The sequence below is a fragment of the Dactylosporangium sp. CA-092794 genome (assembly GCF_050948465.1).
Lineage (GTDB): Bacteria > Actinomycetota > Actinomycetes > Mycobacteriales > Micromonosporaceae > Dactylosporangium.
This window is the reverse complement of sequence record NZ_CP192044.1, coordinates 4,005,124-4,017,231: the sequence shown is the minus strand read 5'-3', so window position 1 is coordinate 4,017,231 and position 12,108 is coordinate 4,005,124. Positions and strand designations below refer to the sequence as shown.

Here is a 12,108-nt window from a genome sequence, read left to right as displayed (position 1 = left end):
CCCTCCACCCTGGCTCGGGGGCCGCCGCCGCGGGCAGGGGCGCAAGTCCCGCCCGACCTGGGCGATGGGCCCTGCCGCGGGGCGCCGCGGCGTGCCAGCGTCGGTTCCTGGGGGACCCGCTGTGGAGGTGCGCCATGACCAAGTACGTCTACGACTTCGCCGAGGGCGGCCGGGAGCTCAAGGACCTGCTCGGCGGCAAGGGCGGCAACCTGGCCGAGATGGCCGGGCTGGGGCTGCCGGTGCCGCCCGGCTTCACCATCACCACCGACGCCTGCCGTGCCTTCCTGCGCACCGGGCACGAGCCCTACGGCCTCGGCGATGAGGTGAGCCTGCACCTGGAGCGCCTCGAGCGGCAGGCCGGCCGGCGGCTGGGCGACCCGGCCGACCCGCTGCTGGTCTCGGTGCGCTCGGGGGCGAAGTTCTCGATGCCGGGCATGATGGAGACGGTGCTCAACGTCGGGCTGACCGACGCCACCGTGGCCGGGCTCGCGGCCCGGGCCGACGACGAGCGGTTCGCGTGGGACTGCTACCGGCGGCTGGTGCAGATGTTCGGCCGGACGGTGCGCGGGGTGCCGGCGGAGGCGTTCCGCGACGTCGACGACGCCGCGCTCGACGCGGCCGGGCTGCGGAGCCTCACGACGGAGTACCAGCGCGTCTTTCGTGACCACACCGGCGAGGACTTCCCGCAGGACCCGCGCGAGCAGCTCGACCAGGCGGTGCGGGCCGTGTTCGGCTCGTGGAACGCGGAGCGGGCCGTGCTGTACCGCCGGCAGGAGCGCATCCCGGCCGGCCTCGGCACCGCCGTGAACGTGGTCGCCATGGTCTTCGGCAACCGCGGCGCGGACTCCGGCACCGGCGTGGCGTTCACCCGCGACCCGGCCACCGGCGCCCCCGGCGTCTACGGCGACTACCTCGCCAACGCCCAGGGCGAGGACGTCGTCGCCGGCATCCGCAACACGGTGCCGCTGCAGGAGCTCGAGCACCTCGACAAGGCCAGCTACGACGAGCTGCTGGCGCACATGGCCACGCTGGAGCGGCACTACCAGGACCTGTGCGACATCGAGTTCACCATCGAGCGCGGCAAGCTGTGGATGCTGCAGACCCGAGTCGGCAAGCGCACCGCCGCGGCGGCCTTCGTCATCGCCGCCCAGCTCGTCGACGAGGGCATGATCGACCTCGACGAGGCGCTCACCCGGGTGAGCGGCGACCAGCTGGCCCGGCTGATGTTCCCCGCCTTCGACCTGTCCGGCGGGCCGACCCGCATCGCGCACGGCGTCGCCGCCTCCCCGGGCGCGGCCGTGGGCGCCGCCGTCTTCGACGCGCACCGCGCCGCGGAGCTCGCCGCCACCGGCACGCCGGTGATCCTGGTGCGCCGCGAGACCAACCCCGACGACCTGCCCGGCATGATCGCCGCGCGGGGCATCCTGACCAGCCGCGGCGGCAAGACCTCGCACGCGGCCGTGGTGGCCCGGGGCATGGGCAAGACGTGCGTGTGCGGGGCCGAGGCGCTCGAGGTCGACGTCCACAAGGGACAGTTCACGGTGGACGGTCACGTGGTGTCCGAGGGAGACGTCGTTTCCATCGACGGTACCTCCGGATCCGTCTACCTCGGCGAGGTGCCCGTGCAGCCCTCGCCGGTGGTCCGCTACTTCGAGGGCACCCTGTCGCCGCACGCCGATCCGCTGGTGCGCGCCGTCGACCGGCTGCTCACCCACGCCGACAAGCGCCGCCGGCTCGCGGTGCGGGCCAACGCCGACACTCCCGAGGACGCCGCCCGGGCCCGCCGGTTCGGCGCGCAGGGCATCGGGCTGTGCCGCACCGAGCACATGTTCCTCGGCGAGCGCCGGACCCTGGTCGAGCGGCTGATCCTGGCCCGCACCGACGCCGACCGCGACGCGGCGCTGGCCGCGCTGCTGCCGCTGCAGCGGGCCGACTTCACCGGGCTGTTCCACGAGATGGCCGGCCTGCCGGTGACGGTACGGCTGATCGACCCGCCGCTGCACGAGTTCCTGCCGCCCCTGGAGGAGCTCGCGGTGCGGGTCGCCCGGGCCGAGGAGCGCGGGCAGGACCCGGGCCACGACCGGGAGCTGCTCGACGCGGTGCACCGCATGCACGAGGAGAACCCGATGCTGGGCCTGCGCGGGGTGCGCCTCGGCCTGGTCATCCCGGGCCTGTTCGCGATGCAGGTGCGCGCCATCGCCGAGGCGGCCGCCCAGGTGCCCGGCGCCCAGGCGGAGATCATGGTACCGCTCGTCGGCGCCGTGCAGGAGCTGGAGGCGGTCCGGGAGGAGGCCCAGCGGCTGCTGCGCGAGCTCGGCGTCGACGCCCGGATCGGCACGATGATCGAGGTGCCGCGAGCGGCGCTGACGGCCGGCGAGATCGCCCGGGCCGCGGACTTCTTCTCCTTCGGTACCAACGACCTGACCCAGATGGGCTGGGGCTTCTCCCGCGACGACGTCGAGGGCGCGTTCTTCACGCGGTACCTCGAACTCGGCATCTTCGGCGTCTCGCCCTTCGAGTCGATCGACCGCGACGGCGTCGGCCGGCTCATCCGCATCGCCGTCGCCGAGGGCCGCGCGGCCCGGCCGGACCTGCACATCGGGGTGTGCGGGGAGCACGGGGGCGACCCCGAATCGATCCGGTTCTTCCACGACGCCGGTTTGGACTACGTGTCGTGCTCGCCGTTCCGGGTGCCCGTCGCCCGGCTCGAGGCGGGCCGCTGCGGAGTCACCGCGGCCGGCTCCGACACCCGCTGAGGAAAGGTCATGCGAGTTCTGGTCACCTACGCCGACGACGACGGGGCCGCCGCGACGACGGCCCGGATCATCGGCGACACGCTCGTCCTGCACGGGCTGGAGAGCACGGTCCGGCCGGTGGAGCAGGCTCCCGCCGGCGGCTACGACGCGGTGGTGCTCGGCAGCACCGCCCGCTCGGGGCACTGGCTGCGCCGCGCGACCCGGTTCGCGGTCGCGCGGGAGGACAGCCTGCGGCAGGTCCCGGTCTGGCTGTACTCCAACAGCACGGCCGGCGACGCGCTGAGCCCGGAGCGGCACATCGACGTCGACACCGTCGAGGACGCCGTGGTACCGCTCGACCACCACCCGTTCCTGCCCGCCCACCCGGCCGCGCCGGCCTGGACGCCGCACGCGCTGGACCCCGACCCGGGCGAGGTGTGCGGCTGGGCCCACCAGATCGCGGTGGCGCTGCGGTCCGGGACGTAGGTCCCGGGCCGGTCCCGCCTTACTCCCCTGCCTCCCCGGTCTCACCCGGACCAGGCTGAAGTCAGGAATTCACCGAGGAGGAAGCGATGAACGCAACGGTGAGCCCGCGGCGCATCGTCGTCGGCTACGACGGGTCGGACGAGGCCGGATGGGCGGTCGACTGGGCCGCTACCGAGGCCGAGCGCACCGGCAGCCAGCTGCAGATCGTCAACGCCTACCAGATCGCCTGGCCGGGCGCGTACTACGTGGCCGTCGCCGAGCAGACCGACGCCGCACGCGAGGCGGGCGAGCAGCTCATCGCGGACATCGTCGGGCGGGTCCGGGAGCGCGGCACCGGCCTGGACGTGTTCGGCATCGCGGTGGAGGCGCCGCCCGCAGCCACGCTGCTGGAGCTCGGCGACGCCGGCGCGAGCCTGCTGGTCGTGGGCAACCGCGGCGCCGGCGGGCTGACCAACCTGCTCATGGGCGCGGTCAGCCAGCAGGTCGCCACCCACTCGCGGGTCCCGGTCGCGGTGATCCGCGGCCGCTCCGCCGCCACCGACGGGCCGGTCGTGGCCGGTGTGGACGGCTCACCGTCGAGCGAGGCCGCGCTGGCGCTCGCCTTCGAGGCGGCCCGGGCCCGCGGCACCCACCTGGTCGCGGTCCGCGCCCACGTCGTGCCGCCCCAGCCGTCGCTGCCGCTGGCCGACATCGAGACCTACGAGCGGGTGGCGCTGGAGTCCGCGCTGGACGGGTGGGTGCAGAAGTACCCGGACGTCCGGGTCGAGCCGCTCGTCGCCACCGGCCGCGCCGCCAAGGTGCTGATCGGCCTGTCGCACACCGCCCAGCTGGTCGTGGTCGGCAGCCGCGGCCACGGCGGCTTCACCGGCCTGCTCCTCGGGTCGGTCGGCCAGCAGCTCATGCACCACGCCGAGTGCCCCGTGCTCATCGCGCACGAGCCCAAGGCCGCGTAAACGGCGAGCGCACCGCCATGACCACGGTGACCGCTGCGGGCAGCGCCGCACCGGCCGCGCGCGACCCGCGCGAGCCGGTCGACCTGCTGATGCGCGACCTGCGCTGCGGACCGGGCGGCCTCTCCAGCCGAGAGGCCGCCCGCCGGCTGCTCGTCTACGGACCCAACGAGCTGACCCGGCGCAGCGGCCGGCGGTGGTGGCGCGAGCTGGTCCGCCAGCTGGTGCACCCGCTCGCCGCGCTGCTCTGGCTGGCCGCCGCCCTCGCCCTCGTCGCCGGCACCACCGCGCTGGCCGTGGCGATCGTGGTGGTCGTCATCGTCAACGCGGTGTTCGCGTTCGTCCAGGAGCAGCAGGCCGAGCGGGCGGTCGAGGCGCTCGCGGCGTACCTGCCGCAGCAGACGTTCGTCATCCGCGACGGCGCGCGCACCGCCATCCCCGCCGCCGGCCTCGTCCCCGGCGACGTGCTGGTCGTCGAGGAGGGCGAGCGGATCTGCGCCGACGCCCGGCTGCTGTCCGGCGCCGTCGAGGTGGACCTGTCGACCCTGACCGGGGAGTCGCTGCCCGCCTACCGCTCCACCGACCAGCCCGACCCGGGCGGCCCGGTGCTGGAGGCCCGCGACCTGGTGTTCAGCGGTACGGGCTGCACCGGCGGCGAGGCCCTCGCCCTGGTCTACGGCACCGGGATGCGCACCGAGCTGGGCCGCATCGCCGCGCTCACCCAGGGCGTGGGCCGGGCCGACAGCCCGCTCGAGGCCCAGGTCAAGCGGGTGGCCTGGCTCATCGCGCTGGTCGCGGTCACCGCCGGGCTGGCGTTCCTGCCGCTGGGCGCGTTCGCCGCGCACCTGGGCGTGGCGGCGGCGTTCACCTTCGCCATCGGGCTGCTCGTGGCCAACGTGCCCGAGGGGCTGCTGCCCACCATCACCCTGGCGCTGGGCATGGGCGTGCGCGAGCTGGCCCGCGGCGGCGCCGTGGTCAAGCGGCTCAGCGCGGTGGAGACCCTCGGCTCGACCACCGTCATCTGCACCGACAAGACCGGCACGCTGACGATGAACCGCATGCGGGTGACCACGGTGTGGACCCCGCACGAGCGGATCGACCTGGAGTCCGGGCGTACAGCCGCGGCATCGGACATCGCCGGACGGCTGGCCGCCGCGACCGCGCGGTGCAACAACGCCTCGCTCGACCCGGACACCGGTGACCCGACCGAGATCGCGCTGCTGCACGCCGCCGCCGAACTCGGTGGTGTCGTGGACACCGCCGCCCGGGAGCGCGACCAGCGCCGCCAGTTCCACTTCGATCCGGCGCTGCGGCGCATGTCCACCGTCGACGCGGAGGCGGGCGGCCTGCGGCTGCACGCCAAGGGTGCGCCGGAGGAGCTGCTGCCGCTGTGCACCCGCATCGCCGACGCCGCCGGCGACCGGCCGCTCACGCCCGCCGACCGGGACCTGGTCGACGCCGCCGTGACCGAGCTGGCCGCGCACGGGCTGCGGCTGCTCGCCGTCGCCGATCGCGTGTTGCCCGGCGTGGACGTACCGAATCGGCGTGAGGATGCCGAACGGGACCTCACGCTGCTCGGTGTGGTCGCCATGTTCGACCCGCCCCGCCCGGAGGTGGCCGCCGCGGTCGAGCGGTGCCACACCGCCGGCATCCGGCTGATGGTCGTCACCGGCGACAACGGCCTCACCGCCGCCGAGATCGCCCGCCGCGTCGGCATCGCCACCGGCGCGACCACGGTGGTCACCGGCGCCGAACTCGACGCCATGAGCGAACCCGACCTCGACCGCCTGCTGGCCGGGCACCGCGAGCTCGTCTTCGCCCGCAGCTCCCCCGAGGCCAAGCTGCGCATCGCCGACGCCCTGCGCGCCCAGGGCCACGTCGTGGCGATGACCGGCGACGGCGTCAACGACGCCCCCGCCCTGCGCCGCGCCGACATCGGCGTCGCCATGGGCCGGGGCGGCACCGACGTCGCCCGCGAGGCGGCCACCATGATCCTCACCGACGACAACTTCGCCACGATCGTCACCGCCGTGCAGGCCGGCCGCCGGGTCTACGACAACGTCCGCAAGTTCATCCTCTACATCTTCGCCCACGCCACGCCGGAGGTCGTGCCGTTCCTGGTCTTCGCCCTCTCCGGCGGCGCCGTGCCGCTGCCGCTCACCGTGCTGCAGATCCTCGCCATCGACCTGGGCACCGAGACCCTCCCCGCGCTGGCCCTGGGCCGCGAACCGGCCGAGCCCGGCCTGATGGACCGCCCACCCCGCGACCGCGCCGAGGGCGTCATCAACCGCCGCATGCTGGTCCGCGCCTGGGCCGTCCTCGGCGGCGTGTCCGCGCTGCTGGTGATGGCCGGCTTCCTGCTCACCCTGCACGCCGGCGGCTGGCACCCCGGCGACCCCACCGGCCCCGGCACGCCGCTGCACCACGTGTGGCGCCAGGCCACCACCATGTCCTTCCTGGGCATTGTCGCCTGCCAGATCGGTACCGCTTTCGCCGCCCGCACCCAGACGGCGCCACTGCTCGCGGTGGGCGTGTTCACCAACCGGCTGCTGCTGTGGGGCGTCGCCTTCGAGGTCGCCTTCGCCGCCGCGCTGGTGTACCTGCCGCCGCTGCAGTCGCTCTTCGACACCGCCCCGCCTTCTCCCGCCCAGCTCGCCCTCCTCCTGCCCTTCCCCGTCCTGGTCTGGGGCGCCGACGAGCTGTGGCGCGCCCTGAAACGCCGAGGCGCTCGGCGACCACACGGCCTATCGCCAGCGCGGGCCGCCGGCAGCGTGTAGCTCAGGCACACAGCGCCGGCCTTGGACCCGGAACCCGCGGCAGCGGGCCGGTGCACGCCTCACGCCCACCGTCACCGGCCTGGCTTGCATCGCGGCCGACCACACGTGCGCCGTTCCCCGGCCGGGCCCCGGAGGCCGGGGACGAGACGGCAGCCCTGGTGGGCTGGACCATCGGCCGGCGCTGGCTGCTGGACCCGGCCGCCCGCCCGCCGGCCGGCACTGCGACGCCAGTTCCGCGGACGCGAACCCGGCCGCCAGCGGTGCCCGGCCCGCGCGTCTTAACGCCCGGGCCGGACGCGGTCGGCGATCACGTCCCACATGTCGGAAGCTGCGGGCCGCGAGCACGGCGCAGCGACCGGAAGTCTCCGCGATCATGCGCATCCGGCACCGACACCAACGGTTTTTCATGATCACGGAGCGATGATGTACACCTGGGTACCACAAGTCTCCGGGATCATGACAAACCCGTGAAACGGCCACCGCGGACATCATGATCACGGAGACATACATCCGGCCCGGCCTCGCAGATCGGCTATTGCGCCCGGCGGATGAGACATCCGCAACGTCCGCCGCACCGCACCGGGCCCCGCGCCCGCCCCGCCGCGCACGCCCCTCCGCGCCGCACCCCCACCCCACCGCGCCGCACGCCCGCCCCACCGCCCCCCGCGCCGCGCACGCCCGCCCCACCGCACCCCCACCGCACCCCCGCCGCGCACGCCCGCCCGCCGCGCACGCCCGCCCGCCGCGCACGCCCGCCCCGCCGCGCCCGCCCGCCCCGCCGCGCCCGCCCGCCCCGCCGCGCACGCCCGCCCCGCCGCGTCGGAGGGTCTGCGCGATGACGTTCGTGCTCCCGGCCATCGATGCCCAACTGGCGGCGGCCGTGGCCGGCTCGGGCTCGCACCGCTCGACGCCGGAGTCGAACCAGGCCGGCCTCCGGCCATCGGTCCATCGGTTTCATCATGATTTTTCGGATAAATCCGGACACGGAACGTGTCCGGATTTATCCGACGTTTCGCAGCAAGGCACGTGCTGCGACAACCCGCAATGTCGACCGGCGTGGCGGAAGGCGGGGCTGGACCCGTGGACGACGACACCCCTGCCGGCCGTCTCGGCGCCCCTCATGGCCGGGCCGGCGACCCTCGCGGACACCGGCGACCTCGCTCGGCGGCGTCTTCAGGGCGACGCGCCTGCGGGCGGCGAACGCCGGCGAAGGGACCTCGGTCCGTCTGTGGGGGCCGGAAGGCCCTGGAGCGGTCACACCCACCGGAGATCAAATGATCTCAGGCGGCCGATCCAGCGCCGCCGGGTCCAACGAAACGGCGGTCTAGATCCGTGCCGCCGGGCCGAGCGAACGGCGGCCGGTCGCGCGCCGCCGGGCCGAGCGAAAGGACGACGACGATGTCCCGCACTCACGACGAGGTCGAGGTCAACGTGCAGCTCCAGCCGGGCATGGAGACCCAGCTGCAGCGGTACGCCCGGGAGAAGGTCACCGCGGTGCTCGGGCACACCGCCCGCCCGATCCTCTTCGCGCGCGTCCGCCTGGACCGCACCGCCAACCCCGCCGCCGTCCGGCCGGTGACGGCCCGTGCCGAGATCGACCTCAACGGGCAGGTGCTGCACGCCGAGGCGTGCGCCGACAGCGCCTACGAGGCCTTGGACCTGCTGCAGGACCGCTTGCAGGCCCGCCTGGACCGGCAGGCCGTGCACGCGCACCGATAGCGACGCAAAAAGAGATGGCGCCCCCGGGGACGGGGGCGCCATCAACCATATTCAGCCGGCGATCTCGATGACCTCTTCGGCCGGCAGGCGCGGTGTGTGCGGCGGGCCGGCGTGGTCGGGGTCGGAGGTGCCAAGGCGCAGGACCAGGTACGGGTAGCCGACGTCGCCGAGCATGCGTCGCAGTGCCTGGCGGCTGAAGTCCAGCTCGACCGGGCTGCTCAGCGGCAGTACCGCGGCGCCGAGGGCGGTGGCCGACAGCCACAGCTCGCTCAGCGCCTCCCCGGCGGCGAGCCAGTCCATGGGCTCGTCGCCGTCGCCGTAGAGCACGGCGTAGGCGGCCGCGTTGTCGTGGCCGGGGCCGGCGCTCAGGGTGCCGGCCACGCCGAAGTCCCGCTCGGCGACCGTGGTGAGCGGCAGCTCGGACGGGATGGCGGCGTCGGGCACGCCGGTGCCCTCGGGGCGGGCGCCGCCGACCCAGGTCGCGGTCTCGGCGCGCATCCGCTCGTCCTGCTGCTCGGCCGCGCCGGAGTGCTCGATCATGACGGCCAGCTGCAGCACCTGGTCGCGGTCGAGCACGTGCAGCTGCGCGCCGTGGGCGCGGGCGGCGTCGACCAGGGCCTGGCGTACCTCCGAAGCAACCGGCTCTTCGCTGACCGCGCGGCGGTCGGTGTGCCGGACCCGCAGCAGCTGCATGCGCTGCATGGTGTGCGGGTCGGCGGGTTCGTGCTTCTCGGCGTACACGACCGCGAGAGGCTCGGCGGCCGGCCGCTCGACGCGGCCGGTCCAGCCCTCGGCGGCGAGGCCGACGAGCGCGTGGTGCAGGGCGGCGCCGCAGCTGAGCACCATCAGCCGGCCGTCCGGGTCCTGCTCACGCAGCTGCCGGTCCGGCACGGCGAAGAGCTCCATCCGGTCGCCGTGCACCACCCACCGCCACGGCTGGGTGTTGTGGACCGACGGCGCCAGCCGGGCGGCGTCCGCCGCCGCGGCCAGCGCATCGGTGACCGAAACGGTCATCGGAGACTCCAGTCCCGCACGTCGGGCATGTCCTCGAGGTGGTCCACGACGTACGCGTCGTGCTCGGCGAGCTTCCGCTCGCACCACTCCTTGAGCTCGGTGGCGCCGGGCGGGAGCCGTCGGGCGTTGTTGATGGCGTCCATGACGAGGTGGTACCGCGAGACCCGGTTGCGCACCGTCATGTCGAACGGGGTCGTGGTCGTGCCCTCCTCGATGAACCCGCGAACCCGGAACCGGTCGGCGTCGGGCCGGCCGTGCACCAGCTGGTGGACGGCGCCCGGGTACCCGTGGAAGGCGAACACGACATCCACAGTATCGGTGAACAGCTCGGTGAACTGCGTCTGGCTCATGCCGTGCGGGTGGTCCTTGGGCCGGGGCAGGGTCATCAGGTCGACGACGTTGACCACCCGCACCCGGAACTTCGGCAGCCGCTCGCGCAGGATCTGCGCCGCCGCCACCGTCTCCATGGTGACCACGTCGCCGGCGCAGGCCAGCACGATGTCCGGGTCGGTGGAGCCGTCGTCGGTGCCGGCCCACGGCCAGATGCCCGCGCCCCGGGTGCAGTGCTCGACCGCCTCGTCCATGGTCAGCCACTGCAGCTGGGGCTGCTTGTCGATGACGATCAGGTTGATGTACGACCGGGACCGCAGGCAGTGGTCGGCCACCGAGAGCAGGCAGTTGGCGTCCGGCGGCAGGTACACCCGGGCGATGTCGCCGCGCTGGGTGAGCACCACCTGGATCAGGCCCGGCCCCTGGTGCGAGAAGCCGTTGTGGTCGTTGCGCCACGCCGTCGAGGTCAGCAGCACGTTGAGGCTGGGCACCTTGGCCCGCCACGGCAGCCGCCGGCCCTCCTGCAGCCACTTGCCGTGCTGCACGGTCTGCGACGCGGACACCATCGCGAACGCCTCGTAGGTGGCGAACATGCCGTGCCGGCCGGTGAGGGTGTACCCCTCCAGCCAGCCGTGGCAGTTGTGCTCGGACAGCACCTCCATGACCCGCCCGTCGCGGCTGATCGCCACGTCATCGGGGGTCACCCGCTCGGCGAACCCCCGGTCGGTGACCTCGAACACCGCGCCCAGGCGGTTGCTGTTGGTCTCGTCGGGGCAGAACAGCCGGAACAGGCCGGGGTTGTCGCGGTACACGTCGCGCAGCAGCTCGCCGAGGCGGCGGGTGGATTCCGCCCGCACGGTGCCCGGCAGCGGCACGTCCATCGCGAACTGCCGGAAATCGGGAATGGCCAGGTCCTGCGTGAGCAGGCCGCCGTTGGCGTGCGGCGAGGCGCTCATGCGCAGGTCGCCGTCGGGGGCCAGGGAGCGCACCAGCTCCACCGGCGCGCCGGAGGCGTCGAAGAGCTCCTCCGGGCGGTACGAGCGCATCCACTCCTCCAGGAGCGCCAGGTGCTCCGGGTTCTCCTTGACGCCGGCGAGCGGCACCTGGTGCGAGCGCCACGTGCCGGTGACCTGGACGCCGTCGACCTTGTCGGGGCCGGTCCAGCCCTTCGGCGAGCGCAGGATGATCAGCGGCCAGTGCGGGCGCTTGCCGTCCCACTCGCCGTCGCGGGCCGCGTGCTGGATCGCCCGGATCTTGTTCCAGGCGTCGGCCAGCGTGGCCGCGAACCGGTGGTGCATGCCGGGCAGGTCCTCCCCGGACACCTCGAGCACCTCGTAGCCGTGCCCCTCCAGCAGGGAGCGCACCTCGGCCGGGTCCTTGCGGGCGAGCACGGTCGGCCCGGCGATCTTCGCGCCGTTGAGGTGCAGAATCGGCAGTACCGCGCCGTCACGGGCCGGGTTGAGGAACGAGATGCCCTTCCAGGAGCCCTCCAGCGGGCCGGTCTCCGCCTCGCCGTCACCGACGACCGCGATGCTGAGCAGGTCGGGGTTGTCCATCACCGAGCCGAACGCGTGGACCAGCACGTAGCCGAGCTCGCCACCCTCGTGGATGGAGCCGGGCGTGGTCACCGACACGTGGCTGGGGATGCCGCCGGGGCTGGAGAACTGCCGGAAGAGCCGCAGCATGCCGGGCTCGTCCAGCCCTACGGCCGGGTAGATCTCACTGTACGTGCCCTCCAGGTAGCCGGCCGCGACGAGCGCGGGGCCGCCGTGGCCCGGGCCCGCGAGATAGATGGCCCGCTGGCCGGTGAGCCGGATGAGCCGGGACACGTGGGCGTAGATGAACGACAGGCCGGGGCTCGTGCCCCAGTGGCCGAGCAACCGGGGCTTGATGTCATCGGCCTCGAGGGACCGGCGCAGCAGCGGGTTGCCCTGCAGGTAGATCTGACCGATGGTGAGGTAATTGTTGGCTCGCCACCAGGCATCGAGCTGCGCGACATCCTCGTCGCTCAGCTGGCCGACCTGACGTTCCGCGACTGTGGTCACCGCGTGTTCCTTCCTTCATATGTGGTACCGCATGAGCCTGGCACCGCCGCGG

At 74.0% G+C, this 12,108-nt stretch carries 7 protein-coding genes; 5 read left to right on the top strand and 2 right to left on the bottom strand.

The window, feature by feature from the left end; all coding sequences use genetic code 11:
* The first annotated feature begins 134 nt into the window (after positions 1-134).
* The 5 genes from ppdK (at position 135) to ACQPXD_RS17205 (ending at position 8,667) form a co-directional block, all read left to right on the top strand.
* On the top strand, positions 135-2,756 hold the full coding sequence (gene ppdK, locus ACQPXD_RS17225; RefSeq protein ID WP_432839553.1) for a pyruvate, phosphate dikinase: 2,622 nt from the start codon (positions 135-137) through the stop codon (positions 2,754-2,756).
* Positions 2,757-2,765: 9 nt separating this feature from the next.
* Positions 2,766-3,221: a hypothetical protein gene (locus ACQPXD_RS17220; protein WP_432839551.1), complete on the top strand. Its 456-nt coding sequence runs from the start codon at positions 2,766-2,768 to the stop codon at positions 3,219-3,221.
* Positions 3,222-3,307: 86 nt separating this feature from the next.
* Positions 3,308-4,174 carry a universal stress protein gene (locus ACQPXD_RS17215; RefSeq protein WP_432839549.1) on the top strand — a complete coding sequence of 289 codons (867 nt, stop codon included), beginning with the start codon at positions 3,308-3,310 and terminating at the stop codon, positions 4,172-4,174.
* A gap of 17 nt (positions 4,175-4,191) precedes the next feature.
* Positions 4,192-6,948, top strand: coding sequence for a cation-translocating P-type ATPase (locus ACQPXD_RS17210; RefSeq protein ID WP_432839547.1), 2,757 nt, complete (start codon positions 4,192-4,194; stop codon positions 6,946-6,948).
* 1,398 nt (positions 6,949-8,346) lie between these two features.
* Positions 8,347-8,667, top strand: coding sequence for an HPF/RaiA family ribosome-associated protein (locus tag ACQPXD_RS17205; protein WP_432839545.1), 321 nt, complete (start codon positions 8,347-8,349; stop codon positions 8,665-8,667).
* 51 nt (positions 8,668-8,718) lie between these two features.
* Here ACQPXD_RS17205 and ACQPXD_RS17200 read toward each other — a convergent pair whose 3' ends face one another.
* Together ACQPXD_RS17200 and ACQPXD_RS17195 are read right to left on the bottom strand one after the other, a co-directional pair.
* On the bottom strand, positions 8,719-9,681 hold the full coding sequence (locus ACQPXD_RS17200) for an Acg family FMN-binding oxidoreductase (protein WP_432839543.1): 963 nt from the start codon (positions 9,679-9,681) through the stop codon (positions 8,719-8,721).
* Positions 9,678-12,056: a phosphoketolase family protein gene (locus ACQPXD_RS17195; protein ID WP_432839541.1), complete on the bottom strand. Its 2,379-nt coding sequence runs from the start codon at positions 12,054-12,056 to the stop codon at positions 9,678-9,680. The genes ACQPXD_RS17200 and ACQPXD_RS17195 overlap by 4 nt, the downstream gene beginning before the upstream one ends.
* Positions 12,057-12,108: the final 52 nt, after the last annotated feature.

What these genes read in the sequence shown, in the direction of transcription:
- ACQPXD_RS17220 (WP_432839551.1), top strand. Translation starts at nt 2,766, where the DNA reads ATGCGAGTTCTGGTCACCTACGCCGACGACGACGGGGCCGCCGCGACG.
- ACQPXD_RS17200 (WP_432839543.1), bottom strand. Translation starts at nt 9,681, where the DNA reads ATGACCGTTTCGGTCACCGATGCGCTGGCCGCGGCGGCGGACGCCGCC.
- ACQPXD_RS17210 (WP_432839547.1), top strand. Translation starts at nt 4,192, where the DNA reads ATGACCACGGTGACCGCTGCGGGCAGCGCCGCACCGGCCGCGCGCGAC.
- ppdK (WP_432839553.1), top strand. Translation starts at nt 135, where the DNA reads ATGACCAAGTACGTCTACGACTTCGCCGAGGGCGGCCGGGAGCTCAAG.
- ACQPXD_RS17205 (WP_432839545.1), top strand. Translation starts at nt 8,347, where the DNA reads ATGTCCCGCACTCACGACGAGGTCGAGGTCAACGTGCAGCTCCAGCCG.
- ACQPXD_RS17215 (WP_432839549.1), top strand. Translation starts at nt 3,308, where the DNA reads ATGAACGCAACGGTGAGCCCGCGGCGCATCGTCGTCGGCTACGACGGG.